The 17,316-nt window shown below is 69.6% G+C and carries 21 protein-coding genes and 1 tRNA gene; 12 read left to right on the top strand and 10 right to left on the bottom strand.

Going from position 1 to position 17,316, the window contains the following annotated elements; all coding sequences use genetic code 11:
- Positions 1-352 precede the first annotated feature (352 nt).
- The 10 genes from ABD743_RS43025 to ABD743_RS42980 all read left to right on the top strand — a co-directional run bounded on the left by ABD743_RS43025 (position 353) and on the right by ABD743_RS42980 (position 6,108).
- On the top strand, positions 353-997 hold the full coding sequence (locus tag ABD743_RS43025) for a hypothetical protein (protein ID WP_344730264.1): 645 nt from the start codon (positions 353-355) through the stop codon (positions 995-997).
- Positions 990-2,195: an SRPBCC family protein gene (locus tag ABD743_RS43020; protein WP_344730262.1), complete on the top strand. Its 1,206-nt coding sequence runs from the start codon at positions 990-992 to the stop codon at positions 2,193-2,195. Before ABD743_RS43025 ends, ABD743_RS43020 begins: the two co-directional genes overlap by 8 nt.
- Before the next feature lie 3 nt (positions 2,196-2,198).
- Complete coding sequence (gvpJ, locus tag ABD743_RS43015) at positions 2,199-2,627, top strand: gas vesicle protein GvpJ (protein ID WP_344730261.1); 429 nt, start codon at positions 2,199-2,201, stop codon at positions 2,625-2,627.
- 70 nt (positions 2,628-2,697) lie between these two features.
- Positions 2,698-3,477 carry a GvpL/GvpF family gas vesicle protein gene (locus ABD743_RS43010; RefSeq protein WP_344730259.1) on the top strand — a complete coding sequence of 260 codons (780 nt, stop codon included), beginning with the start codon at positions 2,698-2,700 and terminating at the stop codon, positions 3,475-3,477.
- 4 nt (positions 3,478-3,481) lie between these two features.
- Positions 3,482-3,712 (top strand): gas vesicle protein GvpG, encoded by a 231-nt coding sequence (locus ABD743_RS43005; protein WP_344730258.1) that lies wholly within the window; start codon positions 3,482-3,484, stop codon positions 3,710-3,712.
- 106 nt (positions 3,713-3,818) lie between these two features.
- Positions 3,819-4,382, top strand: coding sequence for a gas vesicle protein GvpO (gene gvpO / locus ABD743_RS43000; RefSeq protein WP_344730256.1), 564 nt, complete (start codon positions 3,819-3,821; stop codon positions 4,380-4,382).
- Complete coding sequence (locus ABD743_RS42995) at positions 4,379-4,864, top strand: gas vesicle protein (RefSeq protein WP_344730254.1); 486 nt, start codon at positions 4,379-4,381, stop codon at positions 4,862-4,864. Before gvpO ends, ABD743_RS42995 begins: the two co-directional genes overlap by 4 nt.
- Positions 4,857-5,627 carry a GvpL/GvpF family gas vesicle protein gene (locus tag ABD743_RS42990; RefSeq protein ID WP_344730253.1) on the top strand — a complete coding sequence of 257 codons (771 nt, stop codon included), beginning with the start codon at positions 4,857-4,859 and terminating at the stop codon, positions 5,625-5,627. Before ABD743_RS42995 ends, ABD743_RS42990 begins: the two co-directional genes overlap by 8 nt.
- Positions 5,624-5,800 (top strand): gas vesicle protein, encoded by a 177-nt coding sequence (locus tag ABD743_RS42985; protein WP_344730251.1) that lies wholly within the window; start codon positions 5,624-5,626, stop codon positions 5,798-5,800. The genes ABD743_RS42990 and ABD743_RS42985 overlap by 4 nt, the downstream gene beginning before the upstream one ends.
- Positions 5,801-5,814: 14 nt before the next feature.
- On the top strand, positions 5,815-6,108 hold the full coding sequence (locus ABD743_RS42980; RefSeq protein WP_344730249.1) for a gas vesicle protein K: 294 nt from the start codon (positions 5,815-5,817) through the stop codon (positions 6,106-6,108).
- A 230-nt stretch (positions 6,109-6,338) separates the two neighbouring features.
- Here ABD743_RS42980 and ABD743_RS42975 read toward each other — a convergent pair whose 3' ends face one another.
- From ABD743_RS42975 to ABD743_RS42940, 8 genes are all read right to left on the bottom strand, one after another.
- On the bottom strand, positions 6,339-6,710 hold the full coding sequence (locus ABD743_RS42975) for a DUF4186 domain-containing protein (protein WP_344730247.1): 372 nt from the start codon (positions 6,708-6,710) through the stop codon (positions 6,339-6,341).
- Between the two features lie 55 nt (positions 6,711-6,765).
- Complete coding sequence (gene galK, locus ABD743_RS42970; RefSeq protein ID WP_344730246.1) at positions 6,766-7,896, bottom strand: galactokinase; 1,131 nt, start codon at positions 7,894-7,896, stop codon at positions 6,766-6,768.
- Positions 7,893-8,981 (bottom strand): galactose-1-phosphate uridylyltransferase, encoded by a 1,089-nt coding sequence (gene galT, locus ABD743_RS42965; protein ID WP_344730245.1) that lies wholly within the window; start codon positions 8,979-8,981, stop codon positions 7,893-7,895. Before galT ends, galK begins: the two co-directional genes overlap by 4 nt.
- Before the next feature lie 44 nt (positions 8,982-9,025).
- Positions 9,026-9,793 carry a DeoR/GlpR family DNA-binding transcription regulator gene (locus ABD743_RS42960; RefSeq protein WP_344730243.1) on the bottom strand — a complete coding sequence of 256 codons (768 nt, stop codon included), beginning with the start codon at positions 9,791-9,793 and terminating at the stop codon, positions 9,026-9,028.
- Positions 9,793-11,778, bottom strand: coding sequence for a beta-galactosidase (locus tag ABD743_RS42955; RefSeq protein ID WP_344730241.1), 1,986 nt, complete (start codon positions 11,776-11,778; stop codon positions 9,793-9,795). The genes ABD743_RS42960 and ABD743_RS42955 overlap by 1 nt, the downstream gene beginning before the upstream one ends.
- A 1-nt stretch (position 11,779) precedes the next feature.
- Positions 11,780-12,613: a carbohydrate ABC transporter permease gene (locus tag ABD743_RS42950; RefSeq protein ID WP_344730240.1), complete on the bottom strand. Its 834-nt coding sequence runs from the start codon at positions 12,611-12,613 to the stop codon at positions 11,780-11,782.
- Between the two features lie 157 nt (positions 12,614-12,770).
- Entirely contained in the window at positions 12,771-13,694 is a 924-nt protein-coding gene (locus ABD743_RS42945) for a carbohydrate ABC transporter permease (protein ID WP_344730239.1), read from the bottom strand.
- A gap of 13 nt (positions 13,695-13,707) precedes the next feature.
- A complete protein-coding gene (locus ABD743_RS42940; RefSeq protein WP_344730237.1) occupies positions 13,708-15,048 on the bottom strand; it encodes an ABC transporter substrate-binding protein in 1,341 nt (446 codons plus the stop codon).
- 275 nt (positions 15,049-15,323) lie between these two features.
- Here ABD743_RS42940 and ABD743_RS42935 point away from each other — a divergent pair, with 275 nt between their 5' ends.
- The gene (locus tag ABD743_RS42935; RefSeq protein ID WP_241037946.1) at positions 15,324-15,539 is read left to right on the top strand and encodes a hypothetical protein; all 216 of its coding nucleotides are present in this window, start codon (positions 15,324-15,326) and stop codon (positions 15,537-15,539) included.
- Positions 15,540-15,645: 106 nt separating this feature from the next.
- Positions 15,646-15,718 (top strand) — tRNA-Asn (locus tag ABD743_RS42930).
- A 56-nt stretch (positions 15,719-15,774) separates the two neighbouring features.
- Here ABD743_RS42930 and ABD743_RS42925 read toward each other — a convergent pair.
- Together ABD743_RS42925 and ABD743_RS42920 are read right to left on the bottom strand one after the other, a co-directional pair.
- Entirely contained in the window at positions 15,775-16,200 is a 426-nt protein-coding gene (locus tag ABD743_RS42925; RefSeq protein ID WP_344730236.1) for a tyrosine-type recombinase/integrase, read from the bottom strand.
- Positions 16,201-16,343: 143 nt separating this feature from the next.
- The gene (locus ABD743_RS42920) at positions 16,344-17,300 is read right to left on the bottom strand and encodes a zinc-binding dehydrogenase (protein WP_344730235.1); all 957 of its coding nucleotides are present in this window, start codon (positions 17,298-17,300) and stop codon (positions 16,344-16,346) included.
- Positions 17,301-17,316: the final 16 nt, after the last annotated feature.

The raw sequence follows: 17,316 nt of genomic DNA, 5'->3' as shown, positions 1-17,316 counted from the left end.
GCATGCAGGCGAGCACGAGTCGTCGACAGAGTTCGTACCGGCGATCGCGGGTGGCGCCGGGGGCCGGTCCGTCCATTGTCGACATGACGGTAATGAAGCCGGCTGCGACGGATTGCGCCAGCGGGGTGCCATCGCTTGGCGGTGGCATCTACGCCGAACGGCCTAATTTCCGAGCGATTCTTCCGAATAGGCCAGACGGGCGTGTGTGCGATCTTCACCCGGGGTAGTCGCTGTGGCGGTGGTCGGGGGGCGCGAATTGCGCAGAAATGGTCTCGGCGCGTTGGTGTCGCTCCGCGCGATTCGCACAGGCGTCGAGCACCCGACAACCGCGACCACGGACAGAGGAGATCCAGTGAAGTGTGGAGCCCGAGTAGCCCTCGGCGTCATCGGCGGCTACTTCCTCGGACGGACCAAAAAAATGAAGCTCGCCATGATGCTGGGCGGGATGGCCGCTGGGCGGAAGGCAGGAGGCCCCGGGGAACTACTGCGAACCGGTTCGAAGCTTCTGAACAGCTCCCCTGAGTTGGCGCGGCTCACCGAAGAGGTGCGGGGCCGGCTTCTGGAGGCGGGCAAGGGCGCGGCGCTGGCGGTGGCCGCCCGGCAGGTGGAGTCGCTCACCGACCGGGTCGGCAAGCGTGTGGAGTCCCTGGGCGACGTCGGCGTCCCGCGTAGCAAGAAGCGCGAGGAGCCCGAGGACGAGTACGAGGAAGAGCCCGCCGACGAGCAGGCCGAGCCTGCCGAGGCCGAGGACGAGCGCCCGCCGGCAGAGGACGAGGACGAGGACGAGGCACTACCGCCACGTCGGGCGCGGCCGCAGGCCCGCTCAGGCAAGGCGGCGGCACCTGCCCGCGGCGGCAAGAACGTCGCCGGCGCAACGGCGACCCTGAAGCGGACCGGTGGTCCCGCGTCGGGCGCCGCTCGCACCGCGGGCAAGGCCGCAGCCGGTCGCAAGAGCGGCCGGACCACTCGTACCCCGCGGAGTGACGGCGATGGCTGATTCGAAGGACAAGACGAGCCTCGCAGACGCCCTCCCGACTGACGCGCTGAAGGACGCGGGCCAGCGCCTGCTGGGCCTGCTCGTGCAGCGTGCGGCCGAGGCCGCGACGGACCGCGTATCCGGCCTGTCGGAGCGCCTGGGCGGCGTGGCCGAGAACGGCGGGCAGGGCCTGCGGACGGCGCTCACCGGCCGGGAGCGCGACAAGGACGGCGACGACGGCGACGACGACAACGATGACGACGGTGAATCGCGCCCCGGGTTTCTGAAGCGGGGGTTCGGCGCGCTCAAGGACAAGATGAAGAACGCCTTCGGCGGCGGTGGTGGTGGAGGTTCGGGCGGTAAGAAGAAGCTGAAGGTCACCGTCATCAGCGAGCGCCAGGACATCAGTCTGCCTCTGCGCACGACCTACGACCTGTGGACGCAATTCGCCGACTTCCCGACCTTCATGAAAAAGGTCGAGAGCGTGGAGCAGGCGGCCGACGAGAAGCTGAACTGGAAGGCGCAGGTCTTCCTGTCCCACCGCACGTGGGAGGCGACGATCGTCGAGCAGGTGCCCGACTCCCACATCGTGTGGCGGTCGAAGGGCGCGAAGGGCCATGTCGACGGTGGAGTCAGCTTCACCAGCATCGGCCCGAACCTGACCCATGTGGCGCTGGTCCTGGAGTACTACCCGCAGGGCCTGTTCGAGCGCACCGGCAACATCTGGCGCGCCCAGGGCCGCCGGGCGCGGCTGGAGTTCCAGCACTTCCGCCGCCACGCGATGAGCCACGTCCTGATCCATCAGGAGGACGTCGAGGGCTGGCGCGGTGAGATCCGTGACAGCGAGGTCGTCAAGACCCAAGAGGAGGCCCTCGAGGAGGAGGAACGCGCCCGGGAGCTCGAGGAAGGCGACGAGGAGGACACCGAGCGCGAGGGCACCGAGGAGGAGGCCGCCGAGGAGCAGCCGTCCGAGGGCGAGGAAGAAGGCGAGGAAGAAAGCGAGGAAGAGGGCGAGGAAGAAGGCGACGAGGAAGCAGCAGAAGAGGAGCCCTACGACGAGGACGAAGAGCCGTACGAGGAGGAGGACGAATACGAGGACGAGGGCGATGAGGGCGACGAGGGCGACGAGGACCTCGAAGACGAGGACGAGGACTCGGGCGACCGGGTCGATGAGACCAGGGAGCCGGCCACGGCTTCGCGATCGCGACGGGGGCGTTAAACCATGACAGTGGCAGCACAGAGGGGCGGCGGCGGTGGCGTCGTCGAACGGGGCGGTGGCGCCGGCGGTAGCGGACTCGCGGACGTCGTCGAGCTGATCCTCGACAAGGGCTTGGTCATCGACGTGTTCGTCCGCGTCTCGCTGGTCGGGATCGAGATCCTGACCATCGACGCCCGGATCGTCGTGGCCAGTGTGGACACGTTCCTCCGGTTCGCCGAGGCGACCAACCGCGCCGACCTCTACAGCAAGGGCGCCAAGCCGAAGGACCTGGGCGACCTGACGCAGAGCATCACCGAGGGCGGTGCCAAGGGAAAGACGTCCGGTGCGCTCGACGCGGCTGTCGACAAGGTCGGAGAGCTGCTGGGCGGCGACCGTGAAGATCGGGAGGAGGCGCCGCGCCGGCGCCCTCGTCAGCGGGAGCGTGACGCATGAGCGAGCTTGCGAGCGAGTCAGTGTTACAGCGCCGTCGCGAAGCGCCGGCCGAGCGCAGCGAGGGCGAGCGATGAGCGATCTGGTTAGCGACCAGCCGGTTGAGGGCGAAGAGGAGCAGGTCATCCCTGTGTACGTCTACGGGCTGATCCGAGTCGGAACGCAGATCCCCGACGATCTTCCAGGGCTCGGGCCGTCCGGCCGGGTATCGGTGGTCGAGCACGGTGACGTCGCAGCGATCGTCAGCGACATCCCGCTCGACCGACCACTCGGCACCCGGAACGACCTGCTCGCCCACGAGGCGGTGGTCGACACCGTGGCGGCCAACGATGCCGTCGTCCCGATGCGGTTCCCCGCGGTCACCGCGGAGGAGGCTGTCGTCGAGGAGCTTCTCGCGCCGAACGAGGAGCATTTCCTGAGGGTCCTCGACGACCTCGAGGGCCGGGTGCAATACACCCTCAAGGGCCGTTACGTCGAGGATTCGGTGCTCGGCGAGGTGTTGCAGGCCAACGCGGAGATCCGGGCCCTGCAGGACAAGATCAGCGAGCTGCCCGAGGACGCCTCCTACTACGACCGCGTCCGACTGGGCGAGCTGGTCGTCAAGGTGCTCGAGCAGCAGCGCGAGGAGGACGGCGCGCAGATTCTGGACCGTCTCGAATCGTTCGCCGTGTCGATCGTGGAAAACCAGCCGGGGGCGCCCGAGGACGTGGTCAACGCGGCCTTCCTGGTAGAGCGCGATCGCGTGCGCGAGTTCGACGACGCCGTCGAGAACGTCGGCCAGGACCTCGACGGCCGGATCAAACTGCGGCTGCTCGGGCCACAGGCGCCGTACGACTTCGTGCCGGCTGAGTGATCGTGTGGGTCTCGTGACTGGCCTGCTCGGCCTGCCGCTGGCACCCCTCAAAGGGGTCCTGTGGCTGGCCGAGCAGATCCAGCAGAACGCGGAAGAGCAGTACTACGACCCGGTCCGCATCCGCGCACAGATGGAGCGGGTCGACGAGGCCCGTCGCACCGGTGAACTGTCCGAGGAGGAGTGCGACGAACTCGAGAACGACCTGCTGCAGCGGCTGATGCATCGCCCGCAGTAGGGCAGATCACCGATCCGTCCCGATCCGCTGTCCGGGTGCCGCACAGCCGGATGGATGTCACGATGTCCGACCGACATGTCCTGGCCCCGCGAGGGATGGAGCCGAAGTGACTGACGATGAGCAGGCTGCACCGCGCCGCATGCGCCGAGCGCGCAGCGGGCGGCAGGAGCAGCGCCTGCCGTCTGCTGCCGGGGAGAAGGTGCGTCGTCGTGAGGTGTCCGAGGGCGACGACGAAGAGGACGACGAGCTAGAGAGCGACGAGCCAGAGGACGACGAGACAGACGACGAACCAGAGGACGAGCAGGAGCGCCGTCCGCGGCCGCGTCGTGAGTCCGTACCTCGACGACGGGCACGCCCTGCCGCCGAGCGCAACGGGCGGGAAGAACGCGACGAACGGGACGACAAGGCCATCTCAGCTTCGGTGGCCGCCCGGCTGGCAACCAAGAACGTCGTGGAGTTCACCGGGCGAGAGCTGGAGAACGTGGTCGCGATCGCGCGCCGGGACGGTGATTGGTACGTCGACGTCGAGGTCGTGGAGAGCCACCGGATCCCGGACACCACCGACATCCTCGCGATCTACCAGGTGTGTCTCGACCGCAGCGGCGACTTGCTCTCGTACCAGCGCACCCGCCGGTATTCGCGTGGCCAACTGGACAAGGAGAGCCGATGACATCGGGTGGACTACCCCTGCCCAGCAGCCGTGCGCGTCCCCCTGAACCGCGGCAGGACTCGACCAACCTGGCCGACATCCTCGAACGGGTTCTCGACAAGGGAATCGTGATCGCAGGCGACATCCGGGTGAACCTGCTCGACATCGAGCTGCTGACGATCAAGATCCGGCTCCTCGTGGCGTCGGTCGACAAGGCGAAGGAGATCGGCATCGACTGGTGGGAGCACGACCCCACGCTGAGTTCCGGCTCCAGTCTCGCCGAGGAGAACCGCCTGCTCCGTGCGCGCATCGAAGCGCTCGAGGCAGGTAGCGCGGCCGAGCTCGACGGCGGCTCGTCCCCGGCTGAAGAGGTCGACGAGGTCGAGGCGCTCCCGGACGAGTCGGATGAACCCGAAGAGCCGGCCGAACCGCGGCCACGTGCGAGGAGGTCCGAGCGGAGGCCGGAACGGACGACCGAGCGACGGAGCCGGCGCGATGGCTGACTCGGTCGTGTACCTCTACGCGGTCACGGACGCCGCGCCGGTGGAAGAACCGGCCGACGAGCACGCGCTCGCCGGGGTGGACGAAACCCCGGTCCGCCGGGTCGTTTCCGGCGACCTCGCGGCCGTGGTGAGCTCCGTCGACCCCACGCGGTTCAGCGAGGAGGCGCTGCGGCGCAGCCTGGAAGATCTGCAGTGGCTGGAGCGGACCGCGCGTGCCCACAACGCGGTGGTCGCTGCGGTGGCCCGGTCGGGGCCGGTCGCGCCCGTGCGGCTGGCCACCGTCTACCTCGACGACGAGAACGTCCGTGTGCTCCTGAACGAGCGTGCGCAGGAGTTCACCGCGGCGCTCGACCGTATTCGGGGGCGCGCCGAGTGGGGGGTCAAGGGCTACGCCGTCCGTACCGAGGCGGACGCGTCGCCGCAGGTCACCGAGGAGTCCAGGCCCGGCACGGCCTACTTGTTGCGGCGGCGTGCCGAGCGCGACCGCGCGGCCAGGGGGTTGCAGGACGCGTCCGAGGCGGCCGAGGCGGCGCACCGGGCGATATCGGCTGTCGCCGTGGCGGGCCGCCGCTACCAGCCGCAGGACCCGCGCCTGTCCGGCCGTCGGGAAGAGATGGTGCTGAACGTCGCGTACCTCGTGGACGAGGCCGGAGCCGAGGGCCTGCGCCGGCTGGTCGAGCAGCAGCAGGGGGAGCACCTGCGGCTGGAGCTCACCGGCCCGTGGGCGCCGTACTCCTTCTCCACCCTGGAGGAGGGGCCGTGAGCGTGGTGCCCGACCGCGATGTGGCGCTGGTCGACCTGCTCGACCGCCTGCTCACCGGCGGTGTCGTGATCACCGGGGACATCACCATCTCGCTGGCCGACGTCGACCTGGTGCACGTCTCGCTCCGCGCACTGATCAGCTCCGTCGAGACCCTGATGGAACGCGAAACCTGATATGGAGGTGAACGGTGGCGGAGCTCCCGGCGCGCCTGCCGCTCGACCCGGACGCCGTGGGCCGTGACCTCGGCAGGCTCGTCCTCACGATCGTGGAGCTGGTGCGCCAGCTGATGGAGCGCCAGGCGATCCGCCGGGTCGAGGTGGGCGACCTCCCGGACGAGACGGTCGAGCGGCTCGGGCTCGGGCTGATGCGCCTCGAGGAGGCGATGACCGAACTGCGAGAGCACTTCGGGCTGCGGGCCGAGGACCTCAACATCGACCTGGGCCCCCTGGGCCCCCTCCTCCCACGCCACGACCGCGACTAGCACGCGAGTCGCCCCGTTCCAGGGCGCGAGCCGCCGGTTGGGTTGCGCGAGGCGCGCCCGGTTCCCGCTGAGCGTTGGGGAAGGCTCGGGACGAACGAGCGGCGCGTTAGTCCACGTCTACGGTGCGAACGCGCCGCTCGCTCACGGCACCATCCGCAGCGAGCCGGAGTGATCGTTCCGAGATCAAGCTATCGGCCCTTGCGAGGGCTCAGAGCCGGATCTCGTGCCGATCATCGCGGCGGGCTGCCGGGGGCGTACTGCCACGCGATCCACCGGCAGATCGCCTCCACGACGTAATCCCGCTCGGCGTCGTCCAGGGCGTGCCCGGCGGGAATGTCGTGCCAGCGCGCCAGGCAGGTGCGGCAGCACGTCGCGGTGGCGTGCTGCGCGACGAACACGGGATGTCCCCGGTAGGGCGTCTGACGGCCGTCGTTGCGGGGTTCAGCAGGTGCCAGCCTGCGCCCGACGAGCTCCTCGGCGTGTTTGCGGACGGTGGTGATGCCGCGCAGGTCGACCACCGCGCGGTCCCGGCCGCGCAGCCGGAACTTCGCGCGGAAGTGGTGCTGCCCGATCCGGTGCAGCCGGGCGTCCAGCTCGTCCATCGTCAGTGTTCAACGGCCCGCGCCGGGGTCGGCGTTCCCGGCGATCAGCCGGCCGTCACCCCACTCGTTCCGCCCCCGCTGACGGCTCCGCCCCGCGGATCTCCGGTTCCCGGTAGGAAACCTCCGTGAACGCCGCGCGGATCTCCGACGCCACGGCGTCCGCCCGGTCGACGGGAACCAGCGCGATCGCGGAGCCGCCGAATCCGCCGCCGGTCATCCGCGCGCCGAGCGCCCCCGCTCGCCGGGCGGCGGAGCACGCCAGGTCGAGCTCGTCGCAGGACACCTCGTAGTCGTGTGCGAGCGAAGCATGCGACGCGTCCAGCAGCGGCCCGATCTCGGGCAGCCGCCCCGCGTCGAGCAGCTCGACCGTCTCACGAACCCGAGCGATCTCGGTGACGATGTGTCGCGCCCGCGGGACGAGGTCAGGGTCGAGCGTCGTGACCTCGGCGAGCGTGGCGTCGCGGAGGCTGGGCCTGCCGAGCGCCGCGGCCGCCTTCTCGACGGCGGCGCGGCGCATCCCGTACTGACCGTCGGCGAGCCGATGCCGCACCCGGGTGTCGATCACCATGAGCGCGAGCCCGTCGTCCGCCGGGGCGAACGGGACCGCCCGGTCCGTTCCGTCGCGCATGTCGAGCAGGAGAGCGTGGCCCGCGACGCCCAGCATTGACGCGGCCTGGTCCATCCCGCCGGTGGCCGCGCCGACCACGTCGTTCTCCGCGCTGATGCAGGCCGCCGCGAGGGCACGACGACCCGACGGGGTGCCGCCGAGTCCGAGTCCGAACAGCTCGTCGACGGCCAGGGCGGTGGAGCACTCCAGGGCCGCCGACGAGGACAGCCCGGCCCCGAGCGGCACCGTGTCGGTGACCAGCAGATCGATCCCGCCGATCTTGTGCTCGGCGTGCCGCAGCGCCCACAGGACTCCCGCGGCGTAGCCGGCCCAGCCGTCGGGGGAGCGGGGGGCGATCTCGTCGAGCGTGCCGCTCCAGGAGTCCTGTTCCGCGAGGCTGTGCAGCCGCACCCGGTCGTCGTCGCGGGCCGCGACCTCCACCACCGTGCGCTCGGCGATCGCGAACGGGAGGCAGAGCCCTTGCGCGTAGTCGACGTGCTCGCCGATCAGGTTGACGCGGCCCGGCGCGGCCCACCGGCCGTCCGCCTCGCGTCCGAAGAGCTCACGGAAGCCCGTCACGTCGTGCCCACTTCCCGCAGCCGCTGGGCGATCCGCTCCGGCGCGGCGTCGTTGATCCAGGCGCCCGCGCCCGATTCGGACCCGGCGAGGTACTTGAGCTTGCCCGGCGCCCGGCGCAGCGAGAACAGCCGCAGATGCAGCCGGGTGAGGTCACGCCCGGTGTGGACGGGAGCCTGGTGCCACCCCGCGATGTAGGGCGGCAGCTCGCCGAAGTACCGGCTGAACCGCTGCAGCAGGTCGCGGTACAGCACGGCGAGCTCGTCGCGCTCCGCGTCGTCGAGGGCGGCGAAGTCGGGAACGGCGCGGTGCGGCACGAGGTGCGCCTCGACGGGCCAGCGCGCCGCAGCGGGTACGAACGCCGTGAAGAACCGGCCCTGCGAGACGATCCGCGTGCCTGCCTTGCGCTCGCTGTCGAGCACGTCGCCCATGAGGTCGCGCCCGGTGCGCTGGCGGTGCTCCGCGGAACGCGTGAGCAGCTGCGCGGTGCGCGGGGTGACGAACGGGTAGGCGTAGATCTGCCCGTGCGGGTGCTCGAGGGTGACCCCGATCTCCTTGCCGCGGTTCTCGAAGGGAAAGACCTCGTCGATCCCCGGCATCGCGGAGAGCTCGACGGTGCGGTCGGCCCAGGCCTCGATCACCGTGCGCACCCGCTCGACGGGCAGCGCCGAGAAGGACGAGTTGTGGTCGCTCGTGAACAGCACGACCTCGCACCGCCCCACGGCCGGGCGCTGCGGCCACAGCGGGTTGCCGTCCACCTCGGGCGCGACGTCGACCGCGATGTCCTGCGCGAACGAGGGGAACCGGTTCTCGAACACCACCACGTCGTAGTCGGACGCGGGTACCTCTGTCGGTTCGCGACCGGGGCGCGTGGGGTCGAGCGGGCAGTGCTCCGCCGGAGGCAGGAAGGTGCGGTCCATCCGGTGCGCCGCGATCGTCACCCACTCCCCGGTGAGCACGTCGAACCGCATGATCGACCCGTGCTGCACCGTCGGGAGGTCACGGGTGTCGGGCACCACCCGGCTCGCGCCGCCGCTGACGTACGGCTCGGTGTCGTCGAAGTAGAACAACTCACGGCCGTCGGCCATCTGCGTTTGCGTGCGCCGGACCCGGTGTGCCGTCGAAGACCCGCTCACGACGCCAGCACCAGCCGTCCGCAGGAGCTCTCGAGGATCTTGCGGGCGTCCTCCTCCAGCCCCACGTCCGTCACCACCACGTCCACCTCGTCGAGAGTCGCGATCGTGCTCAACCCCACCACTCCCCATTTCGAGTTGTCGGCCACCACGGCGACGCGGCGGGCGCTCGCGACCAGCGCCCGGTTCGTCTCGGCCTCCACCAGGTTCGGCGTCGTGAATCCCGCCTCGGCGTCCATGCCGTGCACGCCCATGAGGAGCCAGTCGACGTGCAGCCGCCGCAGCGCGGCCACCGCCACCGGCCCGACCAGCGCGTCCGACGGGGTGCGCTCCCCGCCTGTGAGCACCACGGTCAGATCGTCACGAGGCGACTCGTGCAGCACCTCCGCCACGCGCAGCGAGTTGGTCACGACGGTCAGCCGCGGCACGGTGAGCAGCGCCGATGCCACCGCATGCGTGGTGGTGCCTGCCGAGAGCGCCACCGACGCTCCCGGCTCGATCAGCGCGGCCGCCGCCGCGGCGATGGCCTGCTTGGCTGCAGTGTGCAGGCCAGACTTGGCAGCGAACCCCGGCTCGTCGACGCTGCTGCCGGCCGCGGTCGCCCCGCCGTGAACGCGCGTGACCAGACCGCGGGTCGCGAGGACCTCGATGTCGCGGCGCACGGTCATGTCGGAGACCCCGAGTCGCTCGACGAGCTCGGAGACGCGCGCGCCACCGGTGGTCCGTACGGCGTCCAAGATCAGCTCCTGGCGCTGGCGAGCCAGCATCAGGACCCCTCCTCCCGTACGACGGCGGCGCCCCCCGCCTGCACGTCGACCGTACCTTCGACGTTGACGCCGGTGAGCAGGTCATAGCCGTGGGCGGGCACCTTCACAGGTTCGTGTCCGCGGTTGAGGACGAAGAGGTAGCGCCCGCGGCGGACCAGCTCGACACCTGGCTCCGCACCGGCGAGGCGCGTCACCCCCGCGTCCCGCGTGAGCCGGTCGGCGAGGGCGGCGGTGGCCGCGTCGTCCAACCGGGTCGCGAGGTACCAGGCGACCCCGTCGCCGACGGCCCGGCGGGTGAGCGCTGGCGTGCCCGGGAGCGGCCCGTCGGTGTAGCGGGCGACGACCTCGGCGTCGGGCGCGGTGAGGACCTCCGTCCAGCGGTCGGCCGTGCTCCCGTCGTCCAGCGTGACGGTGGTGCCTGGCAACAGCGGCGCGAACTCCTCGGCTCGCACCCCCAGCAGCTCGCGGAACGCCCCGGGGTAGCCGCCCAGCCGGATGTGGTCGCTCTCGTCGACGATCCCCGAGAAGTACGTGACGAGCAGTTGCCCGCCGCCGCGCACGTACGCGTCCAGCGAGGCGGCTGTGGCGTCGGAGGACAGGTACAGGGTGGGCACGATGACGAGCCGGTAGCGCGAGAGATCAGACTCCGGGTGCACGACGTCGGCGGTCACGCCCAGCTCCGTGACGGCGCGGTGCCACCGGTGCACGGCGTCGACGTAACGCAGCTCGGCGGAGGGGTGGGAGCTGAGGTCGCACGCCCACCACGAGTTCCAGTCGAACAACAGCGCGACGTCGGCCTCGACCGGGCTGCCGGCGACCTCACCGATCCGCCTCAGCGCCTCGCCCAGCCCCACGACCTCCCGGAACCGCTCGGAATCGCGGCCGGCATGCGGGACGAGCGCGGAGTGGAACTTCTCCCCGCCCGCCCGGGAGGCCCGCCACTGGAAGAACCCGATCCCGTCGGCACCGCGGGCGACGTGGCGCAGCGAGTCCAGCAGCAGCTCACCGGGCCGCTTCGCGACGTTGAACGGTTGCCAGTTCACCGCCGACGTCGCCGACTCCATCAGCAGCCACGACCCCCCGCCGGCGACCCCGCGTGTGAGGTCGTCGGTGAAGGACTGCTCGGCGTGCGGGTGCGGTAGCCGGGCGTCGAGGTAGTGGTCCTGCGCGATGAGGTCCAACTCCGGGGCCCAGCTGAAGTAGTCCTGCTCGGACTGGTGCGAGCTGACCATCAGGTTCGTCGTCACCGGGACGTCGGGCGACAGCCTCCGCAGCACGTCCCGCTCGACGCGGTAGTAGTCGAGCAACTCGTCGGAGGAGAAGCGCGCGAAGTCCAGCTCGTGGGTGGGGTTGGGCACGGCCGGCGTGATCCGGGGAGGCAGCACCTCTTCGAAGCTCCGGTAGTGCTGCGACCAGAACGCGGTGCCCCAGGCGTCGTTCAGCACGTCGATCGACCCGTACCGGTTGGCGAGCCAGCGCCGGAACGCCGCGGCGCTGACGTCGCACCAGCACTTGCCGATGTGGCATCCGAGCTCGTTGCTGACGTGCCAGAGCCGGACGGCGGGATGGCTGCCGTAGCGGCGCGCCATCTGCTCGACGAGCGCCACGGCGTGCTCGCGGAAGACCGGTGAGCTCGGGCACCACGACTGCCTGCTGCCCGGCCAGAGCGTCCTGCCCTCGGCATCGACGGGCAGCATCTCCGGGTGGGCCGTGGTGAGCCATGGAGGCGGGGCCGCGGTGGCGGTCGCCATGTCCACCGCGATCCCGCCCTCGTGCAGCAGTTCGAGCACCTCGTCGAACCAGCCGAAGTCGTACCGGTCGGGCTCGGGCTGCAGCAGCGCCCAGGAGAACACCCCGAGAGTCACGAACCCGACGCCTGCCTCGCGCATCAGCGTCACGTCCTCGCGCCAGACCGACGGGGGCCACTGTTCCGGGTTGTAGTCGCAGCCCATGCTGATGCCGTCGAACGGCACGGAGGAAGTCACGTCAACCTTTCGTGGAGCCGAGCGTCAGCCCGGAGACGAACTGCTTCTGAAGAGCGAAGAACACAACCAGCACCGGCAGCGCCACCAGCACCGACCCGGCCGACAGCAGGTTGTAGTCGACGAAGAACTGGCCACGCAGGTTGTTCAACGAGCTGGTGATCGGGAGCTTCTTGAAGTCCTGGATGAGCACGGTGGCCCAGAAGAACTCGTTGTAGATCCATGTCGTCTGCAGCACCGCGAGGGCGGCGAGAGCCGGCCGGCACAGCGGCAGGGTGAGCTGCCAGTACTGGCGCCAGACGCTGGCCCCGTCGATCTCGGCCGACTCGTAGATCTCCCTGGGCACCGTCTTCATGTAGTTGCTCAGCACGAACGTGCAGAAGCCCAGCTGGAACGCGACGTTGATCATGATCAGGCCCCAGTAGCTGCCGAGCAGCGAGCCGCTGTCGCTCAACCACTCCGGCAGCGGGATCTGCCGGTACAGCCGGAAGATCGGGATCAGCAGCGCCTGTGGTGGCAGCAGGTTCGCGGCGAGGAACACGCCGAGCAGCGTCAGGTTGAAGGCGTAGTTGAACCGCGCGAGGACGAACGCCGTGCTGGAGGCCAGCAGCAGTACCAGCACGACGGCGGGAACGGTGATGATCACCGAGTTGAGGAAGCCCTGCCCGAAGTTCCCGCGCTCCCACGCGTTCACGTAGTTCTCGATCGTGAACCCGCCGAAGGAGACGTAGCCGTGCTCCGCGGTGTAGGCGTAGTCGCGGAAGGAGTTGATCACCGCCCAGGCGAGCGGGAACAGCCACGCCACGGACACGACGATGAGAAACGCGTGCAGCAGCATCCGCGGTCCGCGCCGTCTCGCCGGGCCGGCCCGCCGAGAGGGGCCGGGCGCCGGAGGTGCGGTCGGTGCAACCGTCGTCATGCTCATCGCACGCCCTCGCTACGCTCGGCCGGCGCTTCGCCCAGGCGCTGTGTCGATGATTCGCGCGCAAGCTCGCTCATGACTCGTCCTCCCGCATGACCACGCGCAGGTAGATCGTGATGAAGATCGACGAGATCAGCAGCATGATCGTCGCCATCGCGGATCCGAACCCGATCCGACTCGCCTCACCAACCACGTTCGACGTCACCAGCGCGGCGATGATCTCCAGGCCGTTGCGGCCCTGGTTCACGATCCAGACCAGGTCGAACGCGCGCAGCGACTCGATCACCACCACGACGATGACGATCAGGTTGATCGGCCGCATCACCGGCAGGATGATCCGGAAGAACGTGGACACCTCACCCGAGCCGTCGATCGCCGCCGCCTCCCGCAGCGAGGGGTCCACGCCCTTCAGACCGGCCAGGTACAACAGCATGATGTAGCCGGTGTGACGCCAGCCGGTCGCGAACAGCACCGCCCACAGATTGACGTCGGGGTCGCCGTACCAGTCGATCTGCGTGCCGAGCACCGCGTTGAGCAGCCCCTGGTCGCGGCTGTACAGCAACTGCCAGATGAAGCCGACGAGCGCCAGCGACAGCACGACCGGCATGTACAGCGCGGTCTGGTAGATCCGCGTTCCGCGTATCTCCTTGTCCAGCAGCACCGCCAGGAGCACGCCTAGCAGCGTCGGGCCGAGGATGAGGAAGACCAGCCACACGACGTTGTGCTGCACTGCGGGCCAGAACGGCGGGTAGATCGTCGCGATGTCGACGTAGTTGTCGACGCCGACGAACTTGATCCTGTCGAGACTGCCGATCCCGTTCCACGACGTGAACGACAGCAGCACCGATCCGAGCGCGGGCAACCAGACCAGCCCGATCACGAACACGGCGGGAATCACGACCATCAGCGTGACCACGACCCGGTCGCGCGGCGCCAGCTTGCGCTGCCGTCGGGTGCGCGGCAGGGCCCGACGCGCAGTCGACGTATCCGACGTCATATCGAGCGTCCCGTCAGCTCGTGAAGATCGACTGCTTCTGGGCCTCGATGCTCTTCACCAGGCCGTCGATGTCATTCGGGTTGCCGATGAACTGCTGGAACGCGGGGATGATCACGGTCGAGGCGAAGTCGGGACGGGTGTCGCGGTCGAGGAACTGCGCGATCTCCGTCGCCTGGCCGACGAGCTCGGCCGACTTCAGCTGCAACTGCGAGTACGGGCTCGTGTCGGCCTCGGTGTTGGCCGCGATGAGCGGCAACCCGGTCGTCGCCGCAGCGGCCGCGGCCTGCGGGGAGGCGAGGTACTTGAGGAACGCGATCGAGCCCTCTTCGTTGTCCGGGCTCGCCGACATGCAGAAGCCGTCGATCGGGGCGTCGATAGCCGTGGCCCCGATCCGCGAGTCGACCTCGGGGAACGTGAAGAAGTCCAGGTCGTCCTCGTCGTCGGGGAACTGCTCGTTGAGGAACGTGCCGAGGATGTACATGCCGGCCTGCTTCTTCTGCAGGGTCTGCGCGGCCTCCTGCCAGGTGCGGCCCAGCGCGTCGGGCTGGTGGAAGGGGAGCAGCCCGCGCCAGGTGTCGAAGACCGTCCTGACCTGCGGAGAGTCCCAGGAACCCTTACCCGCCATCAGGTCGACGTGGTACTGGTAGCCGTTGATCCGCATGTTGAGCATGTCGAACGTGCCCATCGCGGGCCAGCCGTCCTTGTCGCCGAACGCGAGCGGCACCAGCCCGTCGGCCTGCATCCGCTGACAGAGCGCCCTGAACTCGTCCAACGTCGTCGGCACCTGGTATCCGGCCGCCTGGAACATCGACTTCCGGTAGAAGACGGCCCACGGGTAGTAGGACTGCGGCACGAAGTACTGCTTGCCGTCGTCGGCGGTGGACTGCACCTTGAACTTGTCCGGGATGCCCTGCAGCGGCCAGGCCGCGCTGACGTCCCCGATGAGGCCCTGCTCGGCGAAGAACCGCATGCGGTAGCCGGCGAACCAGGAGAAGACGTCGTCCGGGTTGCCCTGCAGGTAGGTGTTGATGTTCTCCTGGAACGTGTTGTGGTCGACCGCGTTGATCGCGATCGTCGTCCCGCTGGCCTTGAGGTAGTCGGCAGCCATGGCGTCGCGCTGCTTCGCGAAGGTCGTGCCGCTCTCGTTGGAGCCGAAGGAGACGGTGCCCGGCCCCGCCGCCGCGCCACCTTGATCGCCTCCGCCGCCGCATGCCGCCAGCAGACCGGTCAGGCCGACACCGGCACCGACTCCGAGCGCCCCGCGCAGCAGTGCGCGGCGGCCGATGCCGCGCGCTGCGACGGACGGCGGGACGAGCCTTGCGAGGTACTCGGCCTGGGACTGCGGGCGTGGCATGTCGTCTCCTTTGACGCAGGGCACAGTAGGGCGCCGTCCGAACACAACACAACAAGTTCGAACAGAACCGCAGGAAGAATCGTGTGACCGCGACCACGCGTCAAGGGTTTGAAGGTCTCGAAATGATCGCTTCTGATCGGATGGTCGCGGGACCGAACAAGTCCGGACATCGCTGGTGACCGGTCACAGCCACGCATCGACGACGGGTGCCCGACGCCGTCGCGCGCACTGGGGCAGGATGTTCGGGCAAGGGATTCCACGAGCCGGGAGGCGTCATGCTGAAGTTCTTGCTGGGTGCAGCCATCGGCTACGTGCTGGGTGCTAAGGCCGGCCACGAGCGCTACGAGCAGCTGCGCCGCACCTACCAGCGGGTGGCCGACCACCCGGCCGTGCAGGGCGCCGCCGGCGTCGTGCGGGCCCGGGTCGAGGAGACGATGAACGGCGGCAAGCACGCCGACACCACCAGCACCAGCAGTTCCGGCGTCAACTGACGCCACGGGGCCGCGGGCGGCCGGCTGTGGCGGGGGGTGCGCGAAGAGGGATGGGACGGTGCGCTAAAGTTCTCCTGCCCGCGGGGGACGCCCCCGCGCCAGACGGTCCTCCGTAGCTCAATTGGCAGAGCATGCGACTGTTAATCGCAGGGTTACTGGTTCGAGTCCAGTCGGAGGAGCAAAACCCGCAGGTCACGAGCTTGACTTAGAACGTTGCCCAAGATCGAAGTACCGCTTACGGACCGGAAATTGCCCCCGGCGCGTCCCGCATGGTCTGACGGTGAGCCCGGTCAAGGGTGTCCGCAGCCTCGCTGCTGACAGCCCGGCGGCCGAGGTAGCGGTCCTGCGTCATCGACACCTTCGCGTGCCCGAGCTGGTCGGCGATCTGTCGAGCCGATAGGCCGGCGCGGTCCATCTCGGTGGCGGCAGTCTTGCGAAAGACGTGGCTCGTGACCCACGCGAACTCCTCGGAGCCACGAGCGTTGCGAAGGTCTCTGCTGGTGTTCGACGGATCGCGCCACCCGCTGGCCGAGTCGGGGAAAACGGGACCCTGGCCGCCGGATGCAAGCTTCCGTCGACGCAGCATGGCAACGGCGAAGGCGGGCAGGCGGAGCGTCCGCTCGCCAGCACTGCTCTTGGTGCCTTTGCGAATCAATCCCACCCCCTTGATGCGAATGAGCGTGTGCTCGATCTTGACCAGGCCGGCCGGCGAGATCGACTTCGTCGCGACTCACCGCCAGCGCCTCGCCGATTCTCACTCCAGTTCCGAGCATTGCAGGTAGAGCGATCGGATGCTTCGTGCAGTTACCGACTGGGAGTCAGCACGATCCGGCCGAACACCTCGCTCGCGTCCATCCGGTGGTGCGCGATTGCGGCCTGGTCCAGAGGTAGCACGTCGTGGATCACTGCGTGGAGTTCACCGCGTGCCGCGGCCGCGAACTGCGCGGCGCGTACGGCGCGTCGATCGGCGGCGGGCACGGTGGCGGTGCTGAAGGTGGCGATGGACAGGGACTTCTGGAAGTGGGCCATCAACCTGGAGCCGAGGTCGCTGGGCGGCAGGCCGCCCACTGCGCCGACCACGACAATGCGCCCGTTCGGGTTGAGCGAGTCGAGGAGGTCAGGCAGGTGGGGGCCCGCGACGATGTCGATGACCACATCGAACCCGGGGCCTCCTCGTGCCGTGCGGTCGAGCACGTGCGTCGCACCGAGTTCGCGGAGGCGCTCGCCGCGCTCGGGCGAGGACGTGGTGACCGCCACGGCGCCGGCGCCCTTCTGAGCAGCAAGTTGGACCGTCGTGGTGCCGATGCTGCCGGAGGCGCCCCGCACGAGCACCGACTCGCCGGCGGCGAGGTGGGCGTGGGCGAGGCCAAAGTGCGCTACCACGCCGGAGCTGCCGATGGCGACTGCGTCGGCCGGGGAGAGGTCCGCCGGCAGGGGGTGAATATCCTCGACGGCGGCGACCGCGCGTTCGACGTAGCCTCCGCCGGTTCCGGTGAAGGCCCACACGCGGCGACCGGTCCATGACGGGTCGACGTCCTCTCCGACCGCGGTCACGACGCCGGCGACCTCGCTGCCGGGGACGTGGCCCTCGGTGAAGCCGTAGGAGCCGAGGGTGCCCCGGCGGATGACGGCGTCGACGCCACCGACGCCGATCGCTTCGGGTGCGACCAGTACCTGGCCGCGAGCCGGGACCGGCTCCGGGACGTCGACCACCTCAAGGCCCTCCGAGCCTCCGAACGACTTGATCACGATCGCCTTCACGTCGTCGGAAGCTAAC

The sequence above is a fragment of the Pseudonocardia yunnanensis genome (genome assembly GCF_039534065.1).
In the GTDB taxonomy this organism is placed as follows: domain Bacteria; phylum Actinomycetota; class Actinomycetes; order Mycobacteriales; family Pseudonocardiaceae; genus Pseudonocardia; species Pseudonocardia yunnanensis.
Note: the sequence above shows the minus strand (reverse complement) of the source record. Positions and strands in the feature narration are given on the sequence as shown.